Source organism: Thermobifida alba (assembly GCF_023208015.1).
Lineage (GTDB): Bacteria > Actinomycetota > Actinomycetes > Streptosporangiales > Streptosporangiaceae > Thermobifida > Thermobifida alba.
Genome location: NZ_CP051627.1, coordinates 795,743 through 822,200, shown reverse-complemented (window position 1 = coordinate 822,200; position 26,458 = coordinate 795,743). Strand labels below are relative to the sequence as shown.

The 26,458-nt window shown below is 73.4% G+C and carries 22 protein-coding genes; 15 read left to right on the top strand and 7 right to left on the bottom strand.

The features are described from left to right. Positions 1 to 93 precede the first annotated feature (93 nt). The 3 genes from FOF52_RS03780 (at position 94) to FOF52_RS03770 (ending at position 1,975) form a co-directional block, all read left to right on the top strand. A complete protein-coding gene (locus FOF52_RS03780) occupies positions 94 to 951 on the top strand; it encodes a helix-turn-helix domain-containing protein (protein WP_248592451.1) in 858 nt (285 codons plus the stop codon). Between the two features lie 100 nt (positions 952 to 1,051). After that, the gene (locus FOF52_RS03775; RefSeq protein ID WP_248592450.1) at positions 1,052 to 1,426 is read left to right on the top strand and encodes a hypothetical protein; all 375 of its coding nucleotides are present in this window, start codon (positions 1,052 to 1,054) and stop codon (positions 1,424 to 1,426) included. An 18-nt stretch (positions 1,427 to 1,444) separates the two neighbouring features. Next, a complete protein-coding gene (locus FOF52_RS03770) occupies positions 1,445 to 1,975 on the top strand; it encodes a hypothetical protein (protein WP_248592449.1) in 531 nt (176 codons plus the stop codon). A 601-nt stretch (positions 1,976 to 2,576) separates the two neighbouring features. Here FOF52_RS03770 and moaA read toward each other — a convergent pair. Next, positions 2,577 to 3,566 carry a GTP 3',8-cyclase MoaA gene (moaA, locus tag FOF52_RS03765; RefSeq protein WP_248592448.1) on the bottom strand — a complete coding sequence of 330 codons (990 nt, stop codon included), beginning with the start codon at positions 3,564 to 3,566 and terminating at the stop codon, positions 2,577 to 2,579. A gap of 163 nt (positions 3,567 to 3,729) precedes the next feature. Here moaA and FOF52_RS03760 point away from each other — a divergent pair, with 163 nt between their 5' ends. The 4 genes from FOF52_RS03760 (at position 3,730) to FOF52_RS03745 (ending at position 8,229) form a co-directional block, all read left to right on the top strand. Beyond that, positions 3,730 to 4,566 (top strand): alpha/beta hydrolase, encoded by an 837-nt coding sequence (locus FOF52_RS03760; protein WP_248592447.1) that lies wholly within the window; start codon positions 3,730 to 3,732, stop codon positions 4,564 to 4,566. Positions 4,567 to 4,668: 102 nt separating this feature from the next. Next, a complete protein-coding gene (yczE, locus tag FOF52_RS03755) occupies positions 4,669 to 5,343 on the top strand; it encodes a membrane protein YczE (RefSeq protein WP_248592446.1) in 675 nt (224 codons plus the stop codon). A 301-nt stretch (positions 5,344 to 5,644) separates the two neighbouring features. Beyond that, the gene (locus FOF52_RS03750) at positions 5,645 to 7,459 is read left to right on the top strand and encodes a glycoside hydrolase family 15 protein (RefSeq protein ID WP_248592445.1); all 1,815 of its coding nucleotides are present in this window, start codon (positions 5,645 to 5,647) and stop codon (positions 7,457 to 7,459) included. A 32-nt stretch (positions 7,460 to 7,491) separates the two neighbouring features. Continuing rightward, the gene (locus FOF52_RS03745) at positions 7,492 to 8,229 is read left to right on the top strand and encodes an MgtC/SapB family protein (RefSeq protein WP_248592444.1); all 738 of its coding nucleotides are present in this window, start codon (positions 7,492 to 7,494) and stop codon (positions 8,227 to 8,229) included. Positions 8,230 to 8,232: 3 nt separating this feature from the next. On the opposite strand, the gene FOF52_RS03740 is transcribed toward FOF52_RS03745, so the two are convergent. Together FOF52_RS03740 and FOF52_RS03735 are read right to left on the bottom strand one after the other, a co-directional pair. Next, complete coding sequence (locus FOF52_RS03740) at positions 8,233 to 9,294, bottom strand: MFS transporter (RefSeq protein ID WP_248592443.1); 1,062 nt, start codon at positions 9,292 to 9,294, stop codon at positions 8,233 to 8,235. A 157-nt stretch (positions 9,295 to 9,451) separates the two neighbouring features. Beyond that, positions 9,452 to 11,395: a protein kinase domain-containing protein gene (locus tag FOF52_RS03735; RefSeq protein ID WP_248592442.1), complete on the bottom strand. Its 1,944-nt coding sequence runs from the start codon at positions 11,393 to 11,395 to the stop codon at positions 9,452 to 9,454. A gap of 175 nt (positions 11,396 to 11,570) precedes the next feature. On the opposite strand from FOF52_RS03735, the gene FOF52_RS03730 reads away from it, so the two are divergent. The 3 genes from FOF52_RS03730 (at position 11,571) to FOF52_RS03720 (ending at position 14,900) form a co-directional block, all read left to right on the top strand. Then, positions 11,571 to 13,199 (top strand): serine/threonine-protein kinase, encoded by a 1,629-nt coding sequence (locus FOF52_RS03730; protein WP_248592441.1) that lies wholly within the window; start codon positions 11,571 to 11,573, stop codon positions 13,197 to 13,199. 68 nt (positions 13,200 to 13,267) lie between these two features. Next, positions 13,268 to 13,942 carry a uracil-DNA glycosylase gene (locus FOF52_RS03725; protein ID WP_248592440.1) on the top strand — a complete coding sequence of 225 codons (675 nt, stop codon included), beginning with the start codon at positions 13,268 to 13,270 and terminating at the stop codon, positions 13,940 to 13,942. Between the two features lie 133 nt (positions 13,943 to 14,075). After that, positions 14,076 to 14,900, top strand: a complete 825-nt coding sequence (locus FOF52_RS03720; protein ID WP_248592439.1) for a pentapeptide repeat-containing protein — start codon at positions 14,076 to 14,078, stop codon at positions 14,898 to 14,900. Between the two features lie 48 nt (positions 14,901 to 14,948). Here the strand turns inward: FOF52_RS03720 and FOF52_RS03715 are convergent, their stop codons facing one another. After that, positions 14,949 to 15,311 (bottom strand): VOC family protein, encoded by a 363-nt coding sequence (locus tag FOF52_RS03715; RefSeq protein WP_248592438.1) that lies wholly within the window; start codon positions 15,309 to 15,311, stop codon positions 14,949 to 14,951. Between the two features lie 126 nt (positions 15,312 to 15,437). Between FOF52_RS03715 and FOF52_RS03710 the strand changes: the two genes are divergently transcribed. From FOF52_RS03710 to FOF52_RS03700, 3 genes are all read left to right on the top strand, one after another. Then, positions 15,438 to 18,719 carry an NACHT domain-containing protein gene (locus FOF52_RS03710; RefSeq protein ID WP_248592437.1) on the top strand — a complete coding sequence of 1,094 codons (3,282 nt, stop codon included), beginning with the start codon at positions 15,438 to 15,440 and terminating at the stop codon, positions 18,717 to 18,719. Between the two features lie 153 nt (positions 18,720 to 18,872). After that, on the top strand, positions 18,873 to 21,806 hold the full coding sequence (locus tag FOF52_RS03705; RefSeq protein ID WP_248592436.1) for an NACHT N-terminal helical domain 7-containing protein: 2,934 nt from the start codon (positions 18,873 to 18,875) through the stop codon (positions 21,804 to 21,806). Positions 21,807 to 21,882: 76 nt separating this feature from the next. Beyond that, positions 21,883 to 22,038: a hypothetical protein gene (locus FOF52_RS03700; RefSeq protein WP_248592435.1), complete on the top strand. Its 156-nt coding sequence runs from the start codon at positions 21,883 to 21,885 to the stop codon at positions 22,036 to 22,038. 63 nt (positions 22,039 to 22,101) lie between these two features. On the opposite strand, the gene FOF52_RS03695 is transcribed toward FOF52_RS03700, so the two are convergent. Continuing rightward, a complete protein-coding gene (locus FOF52_RS03695) occupies positions 22,102 to 22,869 on the bottom strand; it encodes an SIR2 family NAD-dependent protein deacylase (protein WP_248592434.1) in 768 nt (255 codons plus the stop codon). Positions 22,870 to 23,063: 194 nt separating this feature from the next. Here FOF52_RS03695 and FOF52_RS03690 point away from each other — a divergent pair, with 194 nt between their 5' ends. Further along, positions 23,064 to 23,942 carry a sulfotransferase gene (locus FOF52_RS03690; protein ID WP_248592433.1) on the top strand — a complete coding sequence of 293 codons (879 nt, stop codon included), beginning with the start codon at positions 23,064 to 23,066 and terminating at the stop codon, positions 23,940 to 23,942. A 311-nt stretch (positions 23,943 to 24,253) separates the two neighbouring features. Next, positions 24,254 to 24,412 (top strand): hypothetical protein, encoded by a 159-nt coding sequence (locus FOF52_RS03685; RefSeq protein ID WP_248592432.1) that lies wholly within the window; start codon positions 24,254 to 24,256, stop codon positions 24,410 to 24,412. 3 nt (positions 24,413 to 24,415) lie between these two features. On the opposite strand, the gene FOF52_RS03680 is transcribed toward FOF52_RS03685, so the two are convergent. Next, positions 24,416 to 25,306 carry an alpha/beta fold hydrolase gene (locus tag FOF52_RS03680; RefSeq protein WP_248592431.1) on the bottom strand — a complete coding sequence of 297 codons (891 nt, stop codon included), beginning with the start codon at positions 25,304 to 25,306 and terminating at the stop codon, positions 24,416 to 24,418. A gap of 202 nt (positions 25,307 to 25,508) precedes the next feature. After that, positions 25,509 to 26,342: an RNA polymerase sigma factor SigF gene (locus FOF52_RS03675; protein WP_248592430.1), complete on the bottom strand. Its 834-nt coding sequence runs from the start codon at positions 26,340 to 26,342 to the stop codon at positions 25,509 to 25,511. Between the last annotated feature and the right edge of the window lie 116 nt (positions 26,343 to 26,458).

The window sequence follows — 26,458 nt, the reverse complement described above, 5'->3', positions numbered from 1 at the left end:
TTGCGCCCCGCGATGCGGCCGTAGTCCTTGTGAGTAGGGTGCTTCCCCGAACACCCTCTCTTAGACTAGAAAAAGACTAGAAAAGGAAGACTTTTGTCTGAGTCGATCCAGCAACACGCGGCCCGTGCAGAACTGGCGCGACTCCTGCGCTCCCTCCGGTTGGACAGTGGCAGGTCGGGAGAGCAACTGGCCACCATACTGGGCTGGTCGCAGTCAAAAGTCTCCAAGATCGAACGAGGCCGTACTCGTCCTTCCCTAAGCGACGCCGAGTCCTGGGCACGGGTATGCGGCGCGAATACGGCTGCACTGACCAGGGTGACGGAGTTGGCCGAGGCCGCACTGGTGGAGGCACGGCACTGGCGGGTCTCGCACCAAGGAGGCCTGGCGCGTCGGCAATGCGAAATCGCCGCGATCGAAGAGCGCGCCGCTCTGGTCCGGTCTTTCCAACCCACCTTGGTGCCGGGACTGTTGCAAACGGCTGCTTACGCGCGCCAAGTGCTCGCGCTCGCCGACCTCTCGGGACGAGGGGACGTCGCAGCGGCAGTGGCCGAACGCCTGCGACGGCAGGAAGCACTCTATCGGGAGCAGACCGGCTTCGCGTTCGTGCTCACCGAAGCCGCGCTGTGGTGGCACGCCGAGGAGCGCTCCGTACTGCTGCCTCAGATCGACCGTTTGCTGTCGGTGGCTACCCTGCCCAACGTCACTATCCGGGTGCTGCCTCTGGACGCTCCTTCCGGCGCGGTGCCCTCCCACGGCTTTCTCCTGTATGAGGAGGACGAGGAGTCCCGTGTCATTGTTGAGACCCATACCCGCGAGCTCATCTTGACCGACCCTGACGAGGTCGCCGCCTACCGTGTCCTCCATCAACGCTTCACCGAACGCGCTCTGTCCGTGGCGGACACCCGCGACTTCCTGCTCGCACTGCGACAACGGATCAACGACGGATACTGAGCGGCTCCATCTCGCTCTCTTGGACACAGCCAAGTCTTTTACTAGTCTTAATTTAGTCTGATTTACTGTCTTGGCAGTTGCGAGCGAACGGGAGAGCGTGTTGGACACCTGGAAGTTGGTCAAGCCCCGGACCGCAGCAGGGGGAGCAGTCTGGCGTTCCAGGGATGGCACCCTGTTCAAGCGGACCGGCGGGATTGAGGTGCGCGACGAGGCCCGCTTCCAGCGCATGCTGGCAGAGCAGGGTTTCCCGGTGCCTCGAATCGTGCAGACCGGTCGGGGGCAGGAAGGGTTCTTCTTCGTCGAGCAGAGCCTGGGCACACAGTCGCTGCACGATATGGCGATACGCGACACCCAGGAGACCGGAGCCGTGCGTCAGACCACAGTGGACACAGCAGCAAAAGTCTCCGCCCGGCTACTGACTGCCCAGCTTCGTACAGCCGAGCCCTCCGGACAGGCGGCGGACTGGGTGAGGTGAGCCGGCTTCGTCGACACCGTGTTCGCCGAAAACCCCGATCTGGACACCCACCGGACATGTACAGCCCTGGATACAGTCTCCACTCGGCTGAGCGGGGTTCCGGTGTCGTTCGGCCACCTCGACTACGGCTTACCCAACGTCTTTCCCACCGGAGTCATCGACTGGCAGCACCACGCCTTGGTTCCTGTCGGGTTCGACGTGTATCCGATGCTCGATATCGCAGCGTTCAAAGGTGGTGACAGAGGCTACATCTTCACCCGCAGCCAGCGCCGGTCCTACCTCGCTGCTCTGGACGAGGTCAGCGAGAATCTGGCCGGTCTCCGTCTGAGTCGTTTCCTTGGCGACTTCCTGCTGGTCAAGTGCTTCTTCTTCCTCGCCCTAATGCGCCCGAAAGACCCAAACGATCGACGCAAACGAGCCAAGTGGGCTTACCGCAGAAAACTGCTCGCCCTAGGCCTCGACTCCTACGAACGTGACCACCGGATCGACACCGCGGCGTTTCCCACCCTGACGGCCTTCCCCACCGACTACGACCGGAAAGACGGGTGAACATGACCACGGCGTTCCTCGGCACCACTCTGGTACGGGACCGCGACTATCTACTGGCTGACAATGAGATCGGTTCTAGACGCACGAGCAGCGGTACACATAGCCGCTCTTGCTGAAACTCGCCGTCTGCGGGGCACTGAGATCGTCATGACCGCCACTCCCAAGGCGATAGCCAACATTGCCGCCCACGGTCTCCTGTTCCGGGAACACGAGGGCATCCGCCTGCGCTATGGCCCACATGGCCGCGTTCCCGCCCCTGCCGTGCGCCTGACGGACGTCGACCCAGCGGACCACCAGCGCATTCTGTTCCGGCGCTGGTTTCTGCCCTTGACAGTACTAGGACGGACCACCGATCTATCCAGCTCCCAAATTCCCGCCATCTTCACGTACTTCCGTAAGGCATGGTTGCTCCGCGAACAGAAAACGGCAGGGTACACGCTCCACAACGTTCGGAAGGCAATCAGAACCGGCGATCACCAGTGGATCATGCGCAAACACGTATTAGCCTCTCTACTGCGCACACTGGCACCGCCCACCACGTGCGTCAGAGACCACTCCAGCAGCATCGGAAAAGCCAGGGACCCTCTATCAGGGTAAGTTGTCAGCCGCCGATGGCGGACATGGGGCGGGCCGGTTGCAGGAAGCCGGGGTCGTCGATGCCGTGGCCGGGCCGTTTCGTGGCGACCGCGGCGCGCCACCGCTCGGCGAGTTCGGCGTCGGTGGCGCCCGCGCGCAGCGGGCCGCGCAGGTCGGACTCCTCGCGGGCGAACAGGCAGTTGCGGACCTGGCCGTCGGCGGTGAGCCGCACCCGGTCGCAGGCCCCGCAGAACGGGCGGGTGACCGAGCCGATGACGCCGACCGTGGCGGGGCCGCCGTCGACGAGGAACAGCTCCGCCGGGGCGCTGCCGCGTGCGGCCCCGCCGGCGGGGGTGAGGGTGTGGGCGGCGCTGAGGCGGTCCAGGATCTCGTCGGCGGTGACCATGCTCTCGCGCTGCCAGCCGTGCTGGGCGTCCAGCGGCATCTGCTCGATGAACCGCAGCTGGTAGCCGTGTTCCAGGCAGTAGGCGAGCAGGTCGGCCGCCTCGTGGTCGTTGACGCCGCGCATCAGGACCGCGTTGACCTTCACCGGCGTCAGTCCGGCCCGGGCCGCCCCCGCCAGGCCCGCCAGCACGTCGTCCAGCCGCCGCCGGCGCGTCAGCCTCTCGAACACGTCGGCGTCGAGGGTGTCCAGGGAGACGTTGACGCGGTCCAGGCCCGCCTCGGCCAGCGCGGGCGCCAGCCGCGCCAGGCCGATGCCGTTGGTGGTGAGCGCGGTCCTGGGGCGCGGCTCCAGCGCGGCGGCGGCCGCGACGATGCCGGGCAGGCCGCGGCGCAGCAGCGGCTCGCCGCCGGTGAACCGCACCTCGCGGATGCCCAGCAGGGTCACGCCGACCCGGACGAGGCGGACGACCTCCTCGTCGGTGAGCAGCTCCGGCCCGGGCAGCCAGTCCAGCCCCTCCGGCGGCATGCAGTAGGTGCAGCGCAGGTTGCACCGGTCGGTGAGGGAGACTCTCAGGTCGGTGGCGATCCTGCCGTAGGCGTCGGACAGCACCGGCGTCACCTCCCGTGACGTGTCGGGGCGCGGGACCGTGGCCTCCCACCCTAGCTAGTGCGCGCCGCGCCCGCGGGGGCGGCGACGGCCGGGGCGCCGCCGCCGCGGGGCGCAGGCCCGTTATCGTCGGGAGGCGACAGGCACGGCACGGAGAGGGGCTGTTGTGATCAGCGTGCGCGACTGGAACCTGCCCGGCGGGCCGCAGGGCTCGCAGCGGCTGCACGTGCGGGCGTGGGCGCACGCCGAGGCCGAACCCGACCACCTGGTGGTGCTGGTGCACGGCTACGGCGAGCACATCGGGCGCTACGAGCACGTGGCGCGCTGGCTGTGCGAGCACGGCGCGGTCTGCTACGGCGCCGACCACCGGGGCCACGGGCTGTCGTCGGGCGAGCGGGTGCTGGTCGAGGACTTCGCCGGGATCGTCGAGGACGTGCACCGCGTGGTCACCCAGGCGCGCAGCGCCTACCGGTCGCTGCCGCTGGTGCTGGTCGGACACTCCATGGGCGGGCTGGTCGCCGCCCGCTACGCGCAGACCCACCCCGGCGAGGTGGCGGGCCTGGTGCTGAGCGGCCCGGTGCTGGGCGAGTGGGCGGTCGTGGACCGCCTGCTGGAGGCGGACGAGATCCCCGACGAGCCCGTCGACCCGGCGACGCTGTCGCGCGACCCCGGGGTCGGCGCGGCCTACGCCGCCGACGAACTGGTCTGGCACGGCCCGTTCAAGCGGCCCACCGTGCGGGCGTTGCGCGTGGAGCTGGACCGCGCCGCGGCGGCCGGGCGGGTCGGGGTGCCGCTGCTGTGGCTGCACGGCTCCGACGACCGCCTGGTGCCCCTGGAGGGCACGCTGCGCGGCGTCCTCGCCCTGGCCGGTCCCGACACGGCGGCGCGGGTCTTCCCCGGGGCGCGGCACGAGGTGTTCAACGAGACCAACCGCGAGGAGGTGCTGGCGGAGGTGTCCCGCTTCGCCGCGCGGGTGGTCGCGGGGGCGCGCGGGGAGCGGTGAGCCCACCGGGCGGCGCCCGCGGAACGACGGACAACCCTTTCCGTTCCATCCCGTTCTGTCGTGATTACCCCTTCGGGGCGGCGGCACGCCAGGATCGTGCCCATGACACGACCGACTCCCCCCGGCGGCCCGTCCGCCCGCTGGCGCTCCCTGGTCGACCGGGCCTTCATCACCCCCCTGCTGCCCCCTCCCCGGCTGCGCCGCCTGGTGCAGCTGTGCGTCGGCCTGTACCTGTTCGGCCTCGGCCTGGCCGCGCAGGTGGTCACCGGACTGGGCGTGGCCCCGTGGGACGTGCTGCACCAGGGCCTGCACCTGCGCACCGGCTGGTCCATCGGCACGTGGGCGGTGGTCACCGGGGCCGCGGTGATCGTCCTGTGGATTCCGCTGCGGCAGCGCGCCGGGCTGGGCACCCTGCTCAACGTGGTGGGCGTCGGCACGGCGATGGACGTGTCGCTGCTGTGGCTGCCCGTGCCCCAGACCCTGGCGGGGCAGGTGGCGCTGCTGGCGGCGGGGATCGTGGCGGTGGCCGCGGGCAGCGGCCTGTACATCGGCGCGGGGCTGGGGCCCGGCCCCCGCGACGGGCTGATGACGGGGCTGGCCGACCGCGGCATGTCGATCCTGGCGGCCCGCACGCTCATCGAGGTGGCCGTGGTCGCCGCCGGGTTCGCCCTGGGCGGGACAGTGGGGGTGGGCACCCTGCTGTTCGCGGTGGCGATCGGGCCGTTGACCCAGGTCTTCCTGCCGATACTGCGCGCGGACCGGCGCGCGGGCGGATAGCGTGGAGGGACGGGGCCGCCGTCGCCGCCCGGCCCCCCGGGGGGCCTCCGGCGACAGAAAGGGACAATGCACACGAACGACGCAATGAGATTCTTACCTACCCTTCTTTCCGCTGAAATCTCCTCTTCGTGAGCGTTGTGTCGGGAACGTGACCTATACATCGGTCTAGGTGGCAACAGACACGCTCCGGCATGACTAACGTTGCCTCCAACAGAGCCCGGGGGGCTGCGCGTGGGGGAACCACCGCCGCACCCCCGCATTCGGCGACCCGTCCACGCACGGGGCCATCCGCAAACACTTGATGGGGGTGATCGGCGTGTCCGCACTGATCGAGGACTACGCGATGATCGGCGACATGCAGACCGCTGCCCTGGTCGGGCGAGACGGGTCGGTCGACTGGATGTGCCTGCCGCACTTCGACTCCCCCGCGTGCTTCGCCGCCCTGCTGGGAGACGAGCAGAACGGCAACTGGTGGATCCGTCCCGCGGTCGGGGAGCCCCGGGCCACCCGCCGCCGCTACCGCCACGAGACGCTGATCCTGGAGAGCGAGTGGGACACCCCCACCGGGACCGTGCGGCTCATCGACTTCATGCCCCCGCGCGGCGGCCACCCCCACCTGGTGCGCATCGTCGAGGGCGTGAGCGGGACCGTGCCGATGCGGACCGCCATCCGGCTGCGGTTCGACTACGGCAACGTGGTGCCGTGGATCCACCGCATCGACAGCGAGGTGGTGGCCGTCGCCGGACCCGACTCGGTGTGGCTGAGCGGGCCGGTGCCGCTGGAGGGCCACAACTTCATGCACGACGCGGACTTCACCGTCACCGCGGGCCAGCGCATCCCGTTCGTGATGGCCTGGCACCCCTCGCACGTCCAGGAGTCCGACCACCTCGACGCGGAGAAGGCCCTCGCGCAGACCGAGCGGTTCTGGCGCGACTGGGTGTCCCAGTGCACCTACCAGGGCCGCTACCGCGACGCCGTGGTGCGCTCCCTGATCACCCTCAAGGCCCTCACCTACCGGCCCACCGGCGGCATCGTGGCGGCGCCCACCACCTCGCTGCCCGAGGACATCGGCGGCGTGCGCAACTGGGACTACCGCTACTGCTGGCTGCGCGACGCCACCATCACCCTGGAGGCGCTGATCCGCAGCGGCTACACCGACGAGGCGCACGCCTGGCGGGAGTGGCTGGTGCGGGCCGTCGCCGGGGAGCCCCAGCACATCCAGATCATGTACGGGGTGCGCGGCGAACGGCGGCTGACCGAGTGGGAGGCCGACTGGCTGCCCGGCTACGAGGACTCGCGGCCGGTGCGCATCGGCAACGCCGCCGTGGGCCAGTACCAGCTCGACGTCTACGGCGAGGTCATGGAGGTGCTGTACCTCGCGCAGAAGTCAGGGATGAGCGCGGGCGAGCACGTGTGGGGCCTGCAGCGCTCCCTCGTCAACTACCTGGAGTGGTGCTGGTCGGAGCCGGACGAGGGCCTGTGGGAGGTGCGCGGGCCGCGCCAGCACTTCGTGCACTCCAAGGTCATGGCGTGGGTCGCCGCCGACCGGGCGGTGCGGATGATCGAGGAGTACGGCAAGGAGGGGCCGCTGGAGCGCTGGAAGGCGCTGCGCGACACCATCCACGCCGAGGTGTGCGAGTACGGCTACGACGCCGAACGCAACACCTTCACCCAGTACTACGGCAGCCGGGAGCTGGACGCGGCGCTGCTGCTCATCCCCGAGGTGGGCTTCCTGCCCTACGACGACCCGCGGGTGATCGGCACCATCGAGGCGATCCGCGAGGACCTCATGGTGGACGGCTTCGTGCTGCGCTACCGCACCGGCCTGGAGGACGCCGCCGACAAGCTGCCCGGTGACGAGGGCGCGTTCCTGGCGTGCAGCTTCTGGCTGGCCAACGCGCTGCTGTCGATCGGCCGGGAGAAGGAGGCGCGGGAGCTGTTCGAGCGGCTGCTGGCGCTCCGCAACGACGTGGGTCTGCTCGCCGAGGAGTACGACCCGCGCATCGGCCGCCAGGTCGGCAACTTCCCGCAGGCGTTCAGCCACTTCCCGCTGGTGACGACGGCGCTGAACCTGTCCCACCACGACGGGCACCGGCGCAGCGACGAGGTCTGCTGATTGGGCCGGGGGCCACGGGATAGGGGGTGGCCATGGGCGCGAGGACGGCCATGGCCACCAACCTCACCGATTTCGCGGCGCAGAGTTGGCCGCAGGCGCTGGCGCTGCTCAGCGCGCTCGTGCTGTGCTCCCTGATCGGCTTGGAACGGGAGTGGCGCAACAAGAACGCCGGGCTGCGCACCCACACCCTGGTCGGGTTGGGGTCCGCGCTGTTCATGCTGGTCGGCAAGTACGGCTTCGGGGACGTGCTCGCCGGCGACCTGGTGATGCTGGACCCCTCCCGGGTCGCCGGGCAGATCGTGTCGGGCATCGGCTTCATCGGCGCCGGGCTGATCTTCGTCCGCCGCGACATGGTGCGCGGGCTGACCACCGCCGCGGCCGTGTGGGTGTCCTGCGCGGTCGGCATGGCCTGCGGCGCGGGGCTGTGGCTGCTGGGCGTGTGGGTGACCGCCGGCTACTTCCTGGTGATGTTCGCCTACCCGCCGCTGCTGCGGCTGCTCACCCGCTCCCAGCCCACGACGGCCCTGCTGCGGGTCAACTACGACGACGGGCGCGGGGTGCTGCGGACGATCCTGGCCCTGGCCGTCGACCACGGTTTCGCGGTCCACGACGTGCACACCCAGCGCCGCACGGAACGGGACGGGGCGGCCACCGTCGACCTGGACCTGCGGTTGGCGGGCCGGACCGCCACCGGGGTCCTCGCCGCGGCGCTGTCGGAGACCGACGGGGTGCGCCAGGTGCGGGTGCTCCAGCCCGTCGAGGGCGACTGAGCCTCACCGGGCCCGCCACAGCAGCACCCCCACCACCAGGCCGGGCAGGGCCAGCACCGCGAACAGCGGACCGGGCCCCGCCCACGCCGCCCCCGCCCCGTAGGCGGCGTAGACCAGCAGTGCCACCACCTCCTCACCGACTCCGGCCAGCGAGGTGACCGTGGCCCGCGCCCGGTCGCCGACCCGCTCCTGCAACCGCGCCTCCACGGCCACGCCCGCCCACGCGAAGACCCCGAACCCGGCGGCCACCCCCAGCAGGCCCGCCGGGTGGCCGCTGAGCGCGCCGAACGCCAGCAGCACCACGCCCGCGCCCAGCACGGGGCCCGCCCACCTCATGCCGCGCCCCGCACACCACTGGCCCGCCGCGGTCCCCGCGGTGACCAGCACCACCAGCAGCGGAACGGTGGTGTCGGAGACGCCCGTGGCACGCGCCAGCAGGGGCAGGTACTCCTCCAGCGCGTCGACCACCGTGAGCGCCGACAGCAGTGCCAGCACCCCCAGCAGCGCGGGTGAGCGCCGCACCTCGGCCAGCGCACCGCGCAGCACGCCCGGCCGCGGCCCCTGCCCGGCGGCGCGGCCCCGCGGAGCCTCGGGCAGCGTCCACCCCGCGGCCGCGGCGAGCAGGCTCACCGCGACGCTGGCCCACCCCACCGCGGGGTAGCCGCCCACGGCCAGCACCGGACCGGCGAGCACGCCCGCGGCCAGCACCGCCACGGTGCCCAGCGCCCGGGAGCGGCCGATCAGGCGCGGGTAGCGGTGTGCCGCGCCCGCGGCGGCCAGCCCCTCGTAGACGAGCGCCTCCAACGCCCCGGACGCCAGCGCGCCGCCCGCGCCCCACAGCACGAAGCCGACGGCGAAGGCCGGGTAGGCGGGCAGGAAGGTCCACAGCGCGAAGGCCGCGCCGGCGCACAGGGGCGCGGCGGCCACCAGCAGGCGGCGGGAGAAGCGGTCGGCGAGCAGGCCCGAGGGGACTTCGAGGGCGAACGCGGTCAGCGACCACAGGGCGAACAGCGAGGAGAGCTGCGCGCCGGTCAGTCCGGTGTCGGCGAACAGCAGCGCGTACACCGGGTAGAGCAGGACGAGGTCCTGCAGGAACGCGTAGGCGTAGAGGCCCCGCGCCAGTCGGGACTCGGGTGAGGGTCAATGTCGCCACGTCACGGCATCCACCCTAGCGCGCGGTCCCGCCGCCGACCAGTGCGCGGCGGGACGGGAGCGCGCGGTGCTAGCTGAGGATCCGGGGGTCGCCCCACACCGCGTAGGCGTCACCGCAGTCGGGTCCCGGCTCGACCTGCAGGCGCAGCCGCAGCCCGCCGGTGACGTCGACGCTGAGCTCCCGCTCCGTGCCCAGGCCGACGGTCTCGGTGGCCACCTCGTCGCCGTCCACGATCACGCTGAAGGTGACGGTGGCCCCGGACTCGGAGGTGTCCTCCAGGCCGACGACGGTTTCGAAGGTGGTCCAGGAGCGGTTGAGGTCGTACTCGATCCACTCCTCGTCGGAGTAGCAGTCCAGGGAGCTGGCCAGCGCCCGCGGGTAGGTGACGGTGTTGACCTTCACGTTGGCCGGTTCCACGCCGTACTCGTCGATGTGCTCCAGGGCGGCCAGGTACTGCTCGCCACTGGCGGGGCGGTCCGGCCGGTCGGCGCCGACCTCCTCGGACGCGGGCTGCGCGTCGGGCTCGTCCGCCGCCTGCTCCGGTTCGGCCTCGCCGGTCCGCGGGCCGGGGGCCGGCTCCTCGGCCGCCGTGTTGATCTGGTTCCACCAGTTCATGGCGTAGAAGGTGGCGGCCGACCCGCCGGCCATCGCCAGCACCATCAGGGCGGCCACGCCGATCACCAGCGGTTTGCGCGACCTGCGTTTGGCGGGCTTGCCGGGGTCGCCGCCCGCCCCGTGGGCGGCCGGCTGCGGCGGCGGGCCGGCGGGCGGCCCCGACACGGGGGGCGCGCTCCGCGGGAGCGGGGTGGTCGGCTGCGTCGCGGGGGCGGGCATGCCGCGCAGTCCGCCGACCGGGCGCTGCGGGCCAAGACCGCCGAACGGGGCGTCCGGCTGCCGCGGGACGGCGGGCTCCTGCGGGGTGGCGGGTCCCCCCTGCTGCGGCACGGAGGGGCGGGGCGCGCCGGCCCCCTCGGCGGCCGCGGGGCCGCCCGGGGCGGGGTGGTCCGGTCCGCTCTGCGGCGGCGGACCGCTCACCCGGGGGCCGCTCGGGGGCGGCGCCGCGGGACCGGGCGGCGCGGCCGGCGTGGGCCGCGGCAGGCCCGGCTCGGTCACCGGGGCGCTCCACGGCGCCGAGGTGCTGACCGAGCGGACCGTCCTGATCCAGTCGAGCGCCGTGGGTCGGGCGTCCGGGTCGGCGGCGAACATCGCGGCGACCCGCTCCCGCTGGTCGGGGCCTGCCGCGGCCATGACCGGCAGGTTCACGAAGGCGTCGCGCAGCTGTTCGGGGGAGGGCGGCGGCTCCTCGCCCGACAGCACGAAGTAGGCGACGGCGCCGAAGGCGTAGCGGTCGCCGGCCGGGGAGTACTCGCCGTTGAAGATCTCGGGGGCGGCGTAGCCGGGGGTGAACCACGGCCGCGAGGTCAGGTGCCGGGCGGCGATGCGGCTCAGTCCGAAGTCCACCAGGACGGCCTGGCCGTCCTCGTTGACCATGATGTTGCCGGGGGACAGGTCGCCGTGCACCACCGGGCGTTTGGAGGGGGTGGCCCGGCCGGAGTGCAGCACGTCGAGGACCTCGGCGACCTGCTCCAGGTAGCCCAGCGCCGTCCGCTGCCCCCGCAGGCCCTCCACGGCGTGCTCGGCCCGCCAGTCGCGCAGGTCCACGCCCTCGACGTGGTTCATCACCAGGTACAGGGCCCGGCCGGTGGCCTCGGCGGCTGTGCCCGCGCGGTGCTCGGGGGCGCCCTCGAAGTGCTCGCGCACCCCGACCACGCCCAGCCGGGTGATGAACCGCAGCAGTTCGGCCTGCTCGCTCCAGCGCCTGCTGAGTTCGGCGAACTGCTCGGGGGAGGCGGCCGCGTCCGCGTCGAGGACCTTGACGACCACCGGCTCGGTCTGGCCCGCCAGAGTCACCTCGGCGAGGTAGAGGGTGGCCTCACCGCCCCGTCCCACCGACCGCACCAGACGGTACTTGTCCGGTTGGGAGTCCGGGCCGACGTACAACGTAGAACTCACTGGTCTGCTTCACTTTCCGGTTCGGGGGTTCGGCTGGACGGTGGAAAGCGCGAGGAGAAACGATAGCCCCTCGCGGTCACGGCGGGGGAGCCCTTCACCCCTCTGTGATCCGGATGTCCGGCGGCCGGGTTCGGCTGGATAGGTTGGCCTCGGGAGGCTCCCGCTGGAGGACGACGTGGCACAGCGTGTACTGGACGGCCGCTACCGCCTGGTCGAACGACTGGGTTCCGGAGGCATGGGGGAGGTCTGGCGTGGTCACGACGAGCGGCTGGACCGCCCCGTGGCGGTCAAGCTGGTTCACCCCGAGGCGATCTCGGACGACGGGACGGTAGCACGGTTCCGCCGGGAGGCCCGGGTGACCGCGCGGCTGGCCGGGCACCCCAACATCGTCATCCTCTACGACTACGGCGCCGACGGGCAGACCGTCTACGCGGTCATGGAACTGGTCGCGGGCCGCCCCCTCAACGTGCTGCTGCGGGAGCGGGGGCGGCTGCCGGTCGCGCTGGCCGCGCGCTGGGGCGCCCAGGTGTGCGCGGGCCTGGCCGCCGCGCACGCGGCGGGGGTGGTGCACCGCGACGTCAAACCCGGCAACCTCATGGTCGTGGACGCCGCCGCGGCCGACGGCGGCACGGTGAAGGTGCTGGACTTCGGCATCGCCGGGTTCCACGAGGCCGCGTTGCAGAGCCGTCGGCTGACCCGCACCGGCGACCTGTTCGGCACGCCGCTGTACATGTCCCCCGAGCAGATCCAGATGCTGTCCGTGGGGGCGGCCAGCGACCTGTACTCCTTCGGCGCGGTGCTGTTCCAGATGCTGACCGGGCGGCCCCCGTTCCAGGCCCCCGACCCGATGCCGGTGCTGCGCATGCACCTGACCGAGCCCCCGCCCGACCTCGCCGGGCTGCGTCCGGACGTGCCCGCGGACCTCGCCGAACTGGTGGCCGCGCTGCTGGCCAAGGACCCCGCCGAGCGGCCGGAGAGCGCCCTGTGGGTCCGCGACCGGCTGCTGTCGCTGCGCCTGGACGGCTCCGGCGCCCGGTCCGCGCCGACGGTCCCGCCGACCGCTCCCCCGCCGCCGGCGGCGGGCGCCGCCCCGGCTCCGACGGTCGCTCCGGAGCGGCGGCGGTCCCTGGAGCGGTCGCTGGAGGAGGCCGAACGCCTCGCCGACGGCGGTGCGGCGGCCGAGGCGGCGCGGCTGCTGGGCGGTCTGCTGGGCGAACTGGCCGAGGTCTACGGCGCCGACCATCCCGAGACGCTGCGGGCCCGCCGCCGCCACGCCCAGCTCACCGGCAAGGCCGGCGAGTACGCGCGGGCCGCGGAACTGCTGGGCGCCCTCGTCGCCGACCTGGACCGCCACTACGGCCGCGGCCACCCGGAGACGCAGACCGCCCGCCACTACCTGGCCGTCAACACCGGCCGGGCGGGGCGGCGCGCCGAGGCCGCAGCCCTGCGCCGGGAACTGCTGGACGACCTGGTGGCCGCGTACGGGCCGGACGCCACGCGGGTGCTCGACAACCGGCTGTTCCTCGCCGTGGACGTCGGCGAGTCGGGCCAGTACGCGCGGGCGGCGGAGCTGCTGGGCGCCCTCGTCTCCGACCTGGAGCGGCTGCTGGGCGCGGACGCCTCCCGCACCCTGGAGGCCCGCCACTACCTGGCCGCCTACACCGGGCTGGCGGGCGATCCGGCCGGGGCGGTGCGGCTGTACCGGGCGCTGCTCGACGACCACGTGCGCCGCCACGGCCCGGACCACCCGGCGACGGCGCGGACCCGGCAGCGGCTGTCCCGCTGGCTGCGTCCGGGGCACTGAGCCGCACTCCGGGACCGGGAGGCGCGAATCCGCCGCCGCTGTCGTCGGCCGCCGCTAGGGTGCCAACCATGTCGAGACCGTTGCACGAGATCATGGACAGCGGCTGGGCCGAGGCGCTGGCGCCGGTGGCCGACCGCATCGCGCAGATGGGCGACTTCCTGCGGCAGGAGGTGGCCGAGGGCCGCACCTACCTGCCCGCCGGGGAGAACGTGCTGCGCGCCTTCCGGCAGCCCTTCGAGGAGGTGCGGGTGCTGCTGGTGGGGCAGGACCCCTACCCCACCCCGGGGCACGCCGTGGGGTTGAGCTTCTCGGTGTCGCCGGAGACCCGCCGCCTGCCGGGCAGCCTGCGCAACATCTTCACCGAGTACACCCAGGACCTGGGGTACCCGATGCCGTCCAGCGGGGACCTCACCCCGTGGGCCGAACGCGGGGTGCTGCTGCTCAACAGGGTGCTGACCGTCGCGCCGCGCAAGGCGGGGTCGCACCGCGGCAAGGGCTGGGAGGAGGTCACCGATCAGGCGATCCGCGCGCTGGCCGCCCGCGACAAGCCCCTGGTCGCGATCCTGTGGGGCCGCGACGCCCGCAACCTGCGCCCCCTCATGCCGCACGTGCCGTGCGTGGAGTCCACCCACCCCAGCCCGATGTCGGCGCACAACGGCTTCTTCGGCTCCCGCCCGTTCAGCCGCGCCAACGCCCTGCTGGAGAAGCAGGGCGCCGAACCGATGGACTGGCGCCTGCCGTAACCCCGCGGCCGCCCGGACCGGAATCCTTCCCTTCCCGGCGTCCCGCTCCGGGCGGCGGGCCGCCGGGAGGCAGAATGGGAAGGGCTCCGGGCACGACGTGCCCTCGCCCTTCCCTTCCCGGAGGCTGCCGGTCTTGTCCCAGAAACCTTCCTCCGCCGCCCTGCGCGCCGACTGCTCCCGCTGCTTCGCGCTGTGCTGCGTCGCCCTGCCCTTCGCCGCCTCGGCGGACTTCGCGGTGGACAAGCCCGCGGGCAGGCCGTGCCACCACCTCCTCGGCGACTTCTCCTGCGGCATCCACGCGCGGCTGCGCGAGGAGGGGTTCGCCGGCTGCGCGGTCTTCGACTGCTTCGGCGCGGGGCAGCAGGTCGCCCAGACCACCTTCGGCGGGCGGGACTGGCGGCGCTTCCCCGAGCTCGCCCGGCCCATGTTCGCGGTCTTCCCCGTCATGCGGCACCTGCACGAACTGCTGTGGTACCTGACCGAGGCGGCGGCCCTGCCCCGGGCCCGCCCCGTCCACGGCGCGCTGCGCCGCCGCCGAGACGCAGTCGAACAGCTCACCCGCGCCGACGCCGAGACGCTGTCGGCGGTGGACGTGGCGGCCCTGCGCGACGAGGTCAACCCGCTGCTGCTGCGGGCCAGCGAGCTGGCCCGGGCCGCCGCCCCGGGCAGGCGGCAGAACCTGCGGGGAGCCGACCTGGCGGGCGCGGACCTGCGCGGCGCCGACCTGCGGGGCGCCAGTCTGCGGGGGGCGCTGCTCGTCGCGGCCGACCTGAGCGGCGCCGACCTGCGCCTGGCCGACCTGACCGGCGCGGACCTGCGCGGGGCCGACCTGTGCGGGGCCGACCTCGGCGACGCGCTCTTCCTCACCCGGTCCCAGCTCGCCTCGGCCGTCGGCGACACCTCCACCCGGCTGCCCGCCCACCTGGAGCGGCCCCCGCACTGGAGGCCGCGCCGCTGATCCCGCCCCGGGCGCCGCGGGGGTGCGGCCCGCGCCCGCGGCCCCGGATCACCCGGACACCACGCAGAACTCGTTGCCCTCGGGGTCGGCGAGCACCACGCCCCCCTTCCCGTCGGCCCCGCGGAGGTCGGAGACGAAGGTCGCGCCCAGGCCGACCAGCCGCTCCACCTCCCTGTCGCGGTCGGTGCCCGCCCCTGTCAGGTCCAGGTGGACCCGGTTCTTGGCCACCTTGTTCTCCGGCACCCGCTGGAACAGCAGCCGCGGCTGGCCGTCGGGGGTGTCGACGGAGACCTCGGGGTCGCCGGGCCTGCTGCCGGGGGCGATGGCGGCGCCGAGGGCCCCCGCCCAGAACTCGGCCAGGGCGTAGGGGTCGGCGCAGTCGAAGGTGACCGCCCGGATGATCGATCGCATTCCTCTTCTTTCCTCCCGGGTGTGCCGCCGCCGCATGGGCTCGTGCCCACAGCGGAATTTGGGCAACCGTCACGGGAACGTCACAATGGACATCCCTCCCACTCCGTAGCCGGAAGGCGGCCCCCCGTGGCGAAGAAGACCCTCTCCTACGCCGACGCCCTGCGGATCCTCGGCGGCGACGACCCGACCCTACTCGGGTTCGGTGAGGCCGTGGTCACAGGCACTCTCGGCGCGTTGGGGGTTCCCGACGTGCTGGGACTGCAGTCGCAGGTGGTGCGGTACGGGCAGGCCGCGGTCACCGGCATCCGGGAGAAGATCACCGGGGTGAGCCGCTGGGACCGCACCGAACGGGTCGCCGCCGCCGACCTGGTCCTGCGGATCACCGCGCTGTTCGAGGCCCTGGACGAGGCGCTGGACCGGCCCGGCTGCCCGCTGGCCCTGCGCGACCTGCGCATCACCCGGGAGGAGCAGTACGCGCTGTTCGGCGACGTGCTGCGCGCCCCCGAACAGGACGCCCCGACCCTGCCGCCGGCCGCGGACGGCGGCGAGCACGCGCCGCCCTACCGGGCCGCGACCGCCGCCCTGCTCCGGTTCCTGCAGGGCCTGGAGGCGTGGGAGGGGCTCGACGAGGCCGGTCGGGCCCGGGTCGCCGCGGCCCTGGACGAGGTGCCCGCACTGGCCCGCCGCCGCCACGTCGAGTCGTACCGAAAACTCGCCGCCGACGTTCCGGAATTCGGGGTGTGGGCGAACCTGGCCGCGCACGAGGACACCCGCGCACGGGTCGCGGAGGTCCGCGTCGGCCTGACCGAGATCGCCGACCTGCTGGGGCAGCTGACCGCCCCGGGCGCGCGGCGCAGGCTCACCGAACTGGAACGGCTCTACCAGTCGGTGCTGGAGGAGCCGCTGCTCGCCACCGGCGAGGCCCCCGACGGGGTGGTGCTGCCCTTGGTGCGCGACGCCTACGTGGACCTGGGCGGCCGGCTGCGGTTCACCGACGCCGACGCCGCCCCCTCCGCGGACCCGTGGTGGGACGGCGCCGCCCGCCACGACGACCTGCAGCCGCTGCTGGTGTCGCTGCTCACCCAGCGCGAGTGCCACTTCCGGCCGATCGTGCTGCTCGGCCACCCCGGTGCGGGCAAGTCGCAGCTCACCCGGATGCTGGCGGCGCGGCTGCCGTTCGGCGACTTCCTGCCGCTGCGCGTGGAGCTGCGGTCGGTGCCGGCCGACGCGCCGATCCACGCGCAGCTCGACGAGGGGCTCTCCGCGACTCTGCACACCCGCGTGTCCTGGCGGGACCTGGCCGACGCGGCCGAGGGCGCGCTGCCCGTGGTGATCCTCGACGGCTTCGACGAACTGCTCCAGGCCACCGGGGTGCACCGGTCCGACTACCTGGAGCAGGTGCAGCGGTTCCAGGAGCACCAGGCCGCCCTGGGCCGCCCGGTGGCGGTGGTCGTCACCAGCCGCACCGTGGTCGCCGACCGCGTCCGCTTCCCGCCGGGCACGCCGGTGATCCGGTTGGAGCCGTTCACCGACGCCCGGGTCACCCGCATGCTGGCGGTCTGGAACAGGGCCAACGCCGCAGCGCTGGCCGCGCGGGGGCTGCGCCCGCTGCCGGAGGAGACGCTGCTGCGCTACCGGGAGCTGGCCGAGCAGCCGCTGCTGCTGCTCATGCTGCTGGTGTTCGACGCCGACGGCAACCGGCTGCAGCGGGACGCCGCCGCGCTGGGCCGCGCCGAGCTGTACGAGCGGCTGCTGACCGCGTTCGCCGAACGGGAGGTGCGCAAGCACCGCCCCCGGCTGGGCGGGGCGGAGCTGGCGCGGGCTGTGGAGGAGGAGCTGCGCCGCCTGGAGGTGGTGGCCGTGGCCATGTTCGTCCGCCACCAGCAGTGGGTGGGCGCCGAGCAGCTGGAGGCCGACCTGGCGGTGCTGTTCCCCGACGCCGCGGTGGACGCGGGCGAGGCCGGGCTGGGCGGCCGGATCAGCGCCGCCCACCAGGTGCTGGGCCGGTTCTTCTTCGTGCACGAGGCCCGCGCCGTGCAGCAGGGGCAGACCCGCAGCGTCTACGAGTTCCTGCACGCCACCTTCGGGGAGTACCTGGTGGCGCGCACGGTCGTGGGCGAGCTCGCCGACCTGGTCGCCGACCGCGCGCACGCCGCGCGCAGGCGCACCCCCGTCCCCGTGGACACCGGCCGGTTCCACGCGCTGACCTCGTTCGCCGCGCTCGCGGGGCGTGCCGCTGCGGTGGAGTTCGCCGCCGAACTGCTCGCCGCACGCACCCGGGACGCGCGCGACCGCGCGGAGTACCGGTCGCTGCTGGTGGAGATGTTCCGGGCCGCGCTGTACCCGCGCGCCGGGGCGACGGTGGACTACCGGCCCTACGAGGCGACCGTCACGCGCCGCCTGGCCGCGCACACCGCCAACCTGGTGACCCTGCTGGTGCTGGTGGCCGACGAGGTCGGCCTGGACGAGCTGTTCCCGGACTCCGGGCAGCCGTGGCTGCCGTGGCGCGAGGTGGCCGGGACGTGGCGGGCGCTGTCCGGCGACGAGTGGTTCGGCTTCATGGACACGGTGCGGCTGCGCCACCTGGGGCACTGGGAGGAGGACGGCACACCGCGCGCGCTGCTGGTCCGGGAGCGCCGCGAGCCGGTCAACGTCGGCGAGTGCGTGGGCTTCGAGCTGCGCGTCAACGCCGCGGGACGGCTGGACATCACCGACCCGTACACCGTCACCGTGGACTACGACGGCACCACCTCGCGGCTGCTGCGCTCCCTGGGCCTGCGGATGCAGGGGTGGACGGCGCGGCTGGTGCTCATGCTCGGTCCGTACCTGAAGTACGCCAGCGCGGACCTGGGAACGTGGATCTCCGAGCCCGACCTTGCCTCGGCTCTGTCCACACGGCGCGCCGGAGAGCCGCTGCCGGTTCTCTCCTGGTCGGAGATCAGCGACGTCCTGGAGCTGCGGCTGGGACCGCCCGGCGACGAGGAAAACCAACGCAACCGGGGCAACCGGTATGCCAGACTCCTGCGAGGCCGCCAGTTGGGCCGTCTGGAGTTGGCCGTGCTGCGCCAGGCCGCCGAAGAGCTCTCCGCTCGACGGACCCAGACTTCGGCCCCCGCTGCGGTCGGCGCACACACCGCGCTTCGCTCGGTGATCCTGAGTTACCTCGAAAGGATCGACTCCGTGGTCACCGGTCCCCGGCTGGCCTCCCGGTTCGTCCGGCCGGTCCTGGACGCGCTGCGGCCCCATTTCGAGGGTTCCGAGCTCTCCGAAACCTTCGACCGAAACTGCGACCGAATCCTGGCCCTCGCCGCCGCCAACGACGCCCTCGACTCCCCCGACGGCCCCGCCGACACCCCTGTCCACCTGCCCGAAGACGGGCGGGGCGGGGCCTCGGGCCACAGCGGGTGACGGCTCTTCACCGTCTCGTACCCGTTCCGTTATCACGAAAAATCCCAAAAGACCACTGCTCGTCGTCCGGGCACGTCATGATGGGCGCTGAGACTCGGTAGCCTGCTGCCGACGGCCGTTCCCTGCGGCGTCGGCCCTTGGCGAACTTCGGTGGTGGCATTGCGCGAACCCGTCCGGTACTGCGACGCGATCCGGCTCCTCGGCGCCGACGACCCGGACGTGGTCGACCTGATCGACCGGTTGGTCGCGGACGAGGCCACCGACCTGCTCGCCGCCCGCACCGACCTGGTGGGGTTCGCCCACCAGGCCCTCAACCGGCTGGACCGGGAGTCCCACCTGCTCAGCCGGGTGGAGCGCACCCGGTTCATCGCCGCCGCGCACAGCGTCGTCGTCGTCACCGCGTTCTTCGAGTCGCTGGACGACACCGAACTGCCGTTCCGGCTGGACAACGGGCTGGACGACGCGGCGGCGGGGGTGGCCGACCGCAAACGGCTCGGCGAGTTCGTGGCGCTGCTGGTGGCGTCCGCGCCGCCGCTGCCCCGCCCGCAGCGCTCCGCCGCCGACGGGCGCACCCGGGTCCGCCGCTTCTACCTGCGCCGCTGCAAGCAGCTGCCGTCGGTGCTGCGCGGCATGCCGCTGTGGGAGGAGCTGGACCGGTCGCAGCGCGAGGCGATCACCGACCGGCTCGGCGCCTCGCTCGCCGACCGCTGCGTGCGCCGCTACGAGGAGCTGCGCGACAAGCTCGCCGCGGGCTTCCCCGAGTTCGGGGCGTGGGCGGCGCTGTCGACGGCGCGGTTCCGGCCGTCGGCGACGGACGTCCCGATGGGGCTGTCCCGGTTGCAGCACCGGCTGCAGTCGATCAGCACGGGCCGGGTGCCCAGCGCGGTGCGCGGCGCGCTGGCCCGCGCCCACCGGGAGCGGCTGGCGCTGCCGTCCACCGCGCAGACCGGCGGCACGCACGTCCCGCCGCTGTCCATCTCCTACGTCAACCCGTGCTTCCGGGTCACCGAGATCACCGCGCAGACGCGGCCGCACGACGTCGAGTGGTGGCGTGAGCACACCGAGGTCCGCGACGACCTGGCCGAGTTCCTGCTCGGCCACATCACCTCGCCGCGCGCGCTGACCCACCCCCTGGTGGTGCTGGGGCCCGCCGGGTCGGGCAAGTCGGCGCTGGCGTCGGTGCTGGCCGCGCGGCTGCCGGAGAGCGACTTCACGGCGGTGCGGGTCAGCGGCCGCAACCTGCCCGCCGACGCCGGCGCCCAGGCGCTGGCCGACCGGTTCGACCAGGCGCTGGCGGCCTCCGGCGGCGGCAACTGCGAGGCGCTGCCGGTGCTGATCCTGGACGGGGTCGAGGAGCTGACCACCCGTTCGCCGACCTCGCGCAGCGAGCTGCTGGCCGCCCTGGCCCGCTTCCAGCAGGAGCGCGCTGCGGGCCCCGACCCGGTGGCGATCGTGCTGACCTGCCGGGACTCCACGGCGGCCCGGTTGCGCTTCCCCCTCGACAGCGTGGCGGTGCGCCTGGAGGACTTCACCAAACCCCAGCTCGCGACGTGGCTGTCCATCTGGAACCGGGTCAACTCCAGCTACTTCCACCACCACGGGGTGGCCTCGCTGGACTGGGAGACGCTGGAGGCGCACTTCCCGCTGGCGCGGCGCCCCCTGCCGCTGCTGATGCTGGCGGTCTACGACGGCGTGGGCAACGCGCTGCGCCGGCTGCAGGCGCCGCTGCGGGAGACCGCGCTGTACGAGCGGTGGCTGCGGATGCTCACCGACGCCGCCGACCGGGCCGACCCGGCGAGTACGGGACGGCCCCCCGAGGCCGAGAGCGATCCCGCGGTCCGGTCGGGGCGGATCGAGCAGGCGCTGCTGACCGCGTCCCTGCTGGCACTGTCGCTGTTCCACCGCGGCGGCGCGGCGGTGGACCCCGCGACGGTGGCGGCCGACCGCGACGAGCTGGTGCGCTGGCCGTCGCACTACGCCCGCCCGCTGGACCCGCTGCGGCTGCCGTGCGTGCACCGCACCGACGCGTTGGAGGGCGCGCCGTCCGGTCTAGCGTTCACCGACCCGGTGCTCGGCGACTACCTGGTGGCGCGGCTCATCGCCGAGGAGCTCGCGGAGCTCGCCGAGGCGCGGATCCGGGAGCTGCGGTCGATCCGCCCGGCGCCGCTGGACGACTCGTTCCTGTACGCGCTGCTGTCGTTCACCCCGCTGTCGGTCTCCGGGGAGGTGCCGCGGTTCCTCGCCGAGCGGCTGCGGCTGCTGGCCCCGCACGTGCGCGACGAGCTGCGGCTGGCCCTGGCCGACCTGCTGCGGGAGGCGGGACGGCACCGCCGGGAGGCGCACTACGGCGGCTACCGGCCGGTGGACCTGGGGGCGGCGCCCCGCGACGCCGTCTACACCGCGAACCTGATGCTGGTGCTGGTGGCGGTGCACGGCGGCGCGGTGCCGCTGCGCGAGCTGTTCGGCGCGGACGCGGCGGTGCGGTGGCGGTCGCTGGCGCACCTGTGGCGCTCCCAGCTGCCCCCGGAGCAGTGGACGAGCCTGACGGACACGCTGCGGGTCCGCGACGACGGCCGCGGCGGCCTGGTGGTGCACCCGTGCGACGGGGGTCCTCCCGACGACGATCCGGGGGCGCAGACCGACCTGGGCGAGGTCGCGCGGGACGCGGCGCTGCTGGCCGACTGCGGTACGCAGCGGCTGCTGCACTCACTGTCCCCGCTGATCCGGTTGTTCGGCGGGGACGTGACGGCCCGCGTCGACGGCGGTGTCTCCGACGCGTACGCCGTGCTGGCGTTGGCCTTCGGCTCCGCGGAGCTGGCCGACGAGGACCTGGTGGCCTGCTACGAGCGGGCCTTCGCGCTGGCCGACGTGCTGGGTTCGGACGAGCGGCTGCGGTTCACCGTGTTCCTGCTGCGGCAGCTGCGGGGGCACGCGCACCGGTTGGGGGCGCGGCTGGTGCCGCTGACCGCGCGGTACGTGCGTCCGATCGGCGTGGCCCGGAGCGCGCGGGCCGCGGTGCGCCGGCTGGCCGAGGAGCACAACGGGCACGTGGCGGCGATCCGCGACGTGCTCGCGGGCCGCTGGTGACCGGTTCCGGTCAGCGGCACCACCTGCGGGGCGGGCGAAATAGTCATTCTTGAGGGTGGCGGCGGCCGGTTTTCCGGTGTTATCCCTTGAGGCGGCACTTCCCAGACTGCTCAGAAACGAGGGCGCCGTGGACCCCGAGGACGTGTTCGAACTGGCCGAGGCCATCGTGGAGGGCGACACCGAGGAGATCGTCGAGGAGACCCTGGAGATCCTCTTCGACGTCGACCTCTGATCGCGGACACGGCGGCGGCCCCGGCGGGTCCTCCGTCGGGGCCGCCGCCGTGTCCGGTCCGGTTCAGTCCGCCCCGGCGGCCAGTTTCACCAGTTCCGGCAGGACGGTCTCGACGGGGTCGCGGAGGACGGCGTCGGCGGCCTCGTCGTAGGGGGTGGGTTCGGCGTTGACGACGACCAGCCGCGCGCCGCTGCGCAGGGCGACGTCGCACAGCCCCGCCACCGGGTGCACCGTCAGGGAGGTGCCGACCGCCACGAACAGGTCGCAGTCCTCGGCCGCGGCGACGGCGGCGTCCAGGACGGCGGCGTCGAGGCGCTGGCCGAAGGAGATCGTGGCGGCCTTCTGGATGCCGCCGCAGGCCAGGCAGTGCGGGTCGGACTCCTCCGCCAGGCGGGCCAGCACCTCGGGGGTGGGGGTGCGCCGCCCGCAGGCCAGGCACTCCACCTCGTGGAGGGTGCCGTGCACCTCGATGACGCGGTCGGGGTCCATTCCGGCTTTCTGGTGCAGGCCGTCGATGTTCTGGGTGACGACGGCGCGCAGCCGCCCGGTGCGGTCCAGGTCGACCAGGGCCCGGTGGGCGGCGTTGGGTTCGGCGGTGAACGCGGGGTGGTCGCGGCGCATCTGCCACACCTCGCGCCGCACGTTGACGTCGGAGCGGTAGATGTCGATGTCGAACATGGCGGCGGCGGCCGGGTTCCGCGTCCACAGGCCCTGCGGTCCCCGGAAGTCGGGGATGCCCGAGGCGGTGGAGACGCCCGCTCCGGTGAGCACCGTCGCCCGCGCGTCGGCGAGCCAGGTTGCGACGTCGGTGATGTTCGCGGTGGCGGCCACGGCCTTCCTCTCCTCCTCAGGGGGACCGCACTCCGACGGCCTCGGCTTCGGGCGGGGGGCCGGGTCCGCGGTCGGCTGCACGGTTACCGCCTCCACCCTAGCCGCGGCCGTGACGCGTCCGTTCCCGTGTCGTGACGCCTTGGAGGAGCCCACCCCCTGACAAGCTCCCAAAACATGACAAAATCAGACCACATATGAGACAACCGCCGCACATCCTCGTGGTCAACGGGACAAAGATCCGCCGTCCCGTCTTCGTGCTGGGCGCCCCCCACTCGGGGGTCGGCCTCATCGCCCGCGCGCTGCGCCGCGTTCCCGGGTTCCACCTGGGCGGCGGCCATCCCAGCGTGCTGGACGCGGTGCACGCCGTGGCCCGGCAGCCGTCAATGGTGCACACCAGGGAGTCGGGGACGGCGGTGCTGCTGCGGGACGCCCTGGCCGAGTCGTGGACGCTCACCCCCGCCACCTGTGTGCGCTGCCGCGGGGTGCCGGTGCCGCTGCGCGAGGCGGTGGAGCCGTGCCGGCACGCGGCGGAGGCCCACCGCTACGGGGACGCCGGACCGGACCTGCTCTACAGCGCCACCGCGCTCGCGCGGGCCTTCGGTGACGCCGTGTTCATCCAGGTCATCCGGGACGGGCGGGACGTGGTGGCGGACATGCTCGACGACGAGCACCAGCTCGCCTGGTTCCGGCCCGGCGTGGCCAACCTGGACGAGGAGTTCCCCCACCCGTTCTTCGGGGTGGAGACGGAGGAGGAGCGGGAGGAGTACCCGAACCTGTCGCTGGCGGGCAAGTGCGCGCTGCGCTGGCGCAGCGCGGTGCGACTGTCGGCGCGGCTGCGCGCCGAGCTGTCCGCGGACCGGTTGATGACGGTGCGCTACGAGGAGATCCCCGGCAAGGAGATCGAGACCGCCCGGCGGCTGTCGGAGTTCGTGGACGCGCGGGTGTCGGCGGTGGAGCTGGTGAACACCGGGGACGACGGGACCGGGTCGTGGCGGACCCGGCTGGACTCCCAGCAGCGCGCCGACGTGCTGAACGCGGCCCGCCCGGAGCTGGGCCGGCTCGGATACCTCTGAGGCGGGGCGGCCTTCGCCGCGGCGCGCGGGCGGCGGGAGGGCGTCCCCACCGGCGCGGGCTCCCCGGTCCCGGTGCTCGCCTCCCGCACCGGCCTCCGCCCCTGACGCCGCCTCCCCCTCCTCCGACGGTTCCGCCGCCCTGCCGTGGGGCGTGGCGGCGGAGACCGCGGTCCTGTTCCTGCTGGCGGCGGCCGCGCTCGTCGTCGTGCCGGTCGTGGTGGTCCGCGAGCTCTCCGGCCCCGCCGCCGGGCGGCGCTTTCGGAGTCCGGGGGCCGGTGACGGGCGGGCGGTGCCGCTTCTAGGATGGGCGCATGGGAGCACTCGGAATTCCGGAACTCGTCGCGCTCGCCGTGATCATGGCCGCGCCGGTCGCCGTCCTCGTCGCGGGGATCGTCTTCACCGTCCGCATCGCCCGGCACGGCGCCCCGGCCGTCTTCGCCCGCGCCCGCCGCCACCGCGAGATCCGCTGACGGCTACCCCGCCCCGGCCGTGCCGGGGACCACGGCCGCGACCAGCTGCCTGACCGCGTCGACCAGTTCCAGGGGGCGGTCGAACATCAGGTGGTGGTAGCCGCCGGGGATCTCGATGTAGGAGGAGGGGGGCCGGTTCGGGCCGCCCCTGGCGAACTCCGCCAGCCGCTCCCGGTCCGGTGGGGGGACGACGCCCCGCTCGGCGACGACCGCCCCGAACGGGCAGCGCACCCGCGCCATGTCCGCGCCGAGGTCGGCGGGGCGGTCGGGCTGCCCGTCGGCGAACACCCGCGGGTCGAACTTGAAGGTCCACCCCTCGGGGGCGGCGGTGACGCTGTGCTCGGCGACGTGCCGGACCAGACTCGGCTCGGCCGTCGGCTGCTGCGGCAGCGGCCGGAACCGCGCGACCGCCTCCTCCCGGGTGCGGTACCACCGGCTCCGGCCGTAGGTGCGGCGGCTCCTGCTGGTGGAGGTGTGCAGCGGCGCGTCGATCGCGATCGCCGCGGCGAGGTCGGCGTCGGGCTGCTGGGCGGCGAACATCGTCACCATCCCGCCCATCGAGTGCCCGACGAGGACCGGTTTGGCCTCGGAGGGCAGGGAGTGCGCCACGGCCAGCGCCTCGGCGGCCCACAGGGCGAAGCGGTACTTCTCGCGGCGGCCGCTGTCACCGTGGCCGGACAGGTCGAGGGCGACCACGTGGTGGGTGTCGGCGAGCAGCGGGGCGGTGAAGCTCCACCACCACGCGTGGGCGGCGCCGCCGTGCACGAGGACCAGCGGCTGCCTGCCGGGCTCCCCCCAGGACAACCAGGCGATGTCGCAGTCCGCCACCCGGGTGCTCCCCCTGACGGGTCTGCGCGTGATCGCTTCGGCCACCGGTCCTGGAAGCTCCGACATCGCCACCCCTGTCGACGGTCCGTCCGTGTCGTCCCGCCGTCCGGAACCCCGGCGCCCCCGGGGTTTCCGAACAACGTTCGGAGGACACGATATCCACCGGCCCGTACCGGGCGGCCGCCCCCTCGGCCGTAGCGGACGGCGGACGCGTCGCGGAGCGTCCGCGACCGGGCGTCCTGTGCCGGGGCCCGGTCCGCCGCCCGGGTCAGGAGAGCAGTTCGCGGCGGAGCTGGCGAAGCGTCTGCGAGAGCAGACGGGAGACGTGCATCTGGGACAGTCCCACGTCGGCCGCGATCTCGCTCTGGGTCTTGTTGCCGAAGAACCGCAGCAGGATCACCCGGCGCTCCCGTTCGGGCAGGCGGTCCAGGGCGTCCTTGAGCGAGGTGCGGTCGACCACGTTCTCCAGGTCGACGTCGGCGGACCCCAGGGTGTCGCCCAGGGCGGACTCGTCGTCGGCCTCGCCGAAGGGCATGTCCAGGGAGAGCGCGCTGTAGGCGGAGGAGGCGTCGATGAGTTCGATGGCGGCCTCCAGGTCCAGCTCCAGCGCTTCGGCGATCTCCCGGGTGGTGGGCGTGCGTCCGTGCTTCTGGGTGAACTCGGCGATCACCCGGTTGAGTTCACTGCGCCGCTCCTGGTGGACGCGCGGCACCCGGACCGCCCAGGTGGTGTCCCGGAAGTGCCGTTTGAGCTCTCCGGTGACCATCGGCAGCAGGTAGGCGACGAAGGGTTTGCCGTACGACGGGTCGAAGCCCTTGATGGCCTTCATCAGGCCCAGCATGCCGACCTGGTAGAGGTCGTCCATGGGCTCGCCCCGGTTGCGGTAGCGGCGCGCCTCACGGCGGATCAGGGGCGTGTACAGCCGTACCAGTTCGTCACGGATCCGCGCGCAGGCTTGCCCGTCCCCCTGGTTGGCGGCCAGCGCGGCCAGCAGCCGCTCCGCCTGCCCGGTGCTGCGCGAGTGGTGCGCGGGGGGTCGGACCGACCCGCCGCGACGCTGGGCTGGGCTGCGGCGGCGCGCCGTCGTGCTGTTGGTGGTCATGTCGACCTCCTCGTCGCAGGCTTGTTCCGGCAGGACCGCTCCGGCCGGGCTCCCCCGCTGATCGGCCCGGTCGTTTCCCTCCCGGTCGGGGCGGGCCCGGCTGGGCGGACAAGACC

What these genes read in the sequence shown, in the direction of transcription:
- FOF52_RS03725 (WP_248592440.1), top strand. Translation starts at nt 13,268, where the DNA reads ATGTCGAGACCGTTGCACGAGATCATGGACAGCGGCTGGGCCGAGGCG.
- FOF52_RS03690 (WP_248592433.1), top strand. Translation starts at nt 23,064, where the DNA reads ATGAGACAACCGCCGCACATCCTCGTGGTCAACGGGACAAAGATCCGC.
- FOF52_RS03685 (WP_248592432.1), top strand. Translation starts at nt 24,254, where the DNA reads ATGGGAGCACTCGGAATTCCGGAACTCGTCGCGCTCGCCGTGATCATG.
- FOF52_RS03680 (WP_248592431.1), bottom strand. Translation starts at nt 25,306, where the DNA reads ATGTCGGAGCTTCCAGGACCGGTGGCCGAAGCGATCACGCGCAGACCC.
- FOF52_RS03715 (WP_248592438.1), bottom strand. Translation starts at nt 15,311, where the DNA reads ATGCGATCGATCATCCGGGCGGTCACCTTCGACTGCGCCGACCCCTAC.
- FOF52_RS03745 (WP_248592444.1), top strand. Translation starts at nt 7,492, where the DNA reads ATGGGCGCGAGGACGGCCATGGCCACCAACCTCACCGATTTCGCGGCG.
- yczE (WP_248592446.1), top strand. Translation starts at nt 4,669, where the DNA reads ATGACACGACCGACTCCCCCCGGCGGCCCGTCCGCCCGCTGGCGCTCC.
- FOF52_RS03750 (WP_248592445.1), top strand. Translation starts at nt 5,645, where the DNA reads ATGGGGGTGATCGGCGTGTCCGCACTGATCGAGGACTACGCGATGATC.
- FOF52_RS03675 (WP_248592430.1), bottom strand. Translation starts at nt 26,342, where the DNA reads ATGACCACCAACAGCACGACGGCGCGCCGCCGCAGCCCAGCCCAGCGT.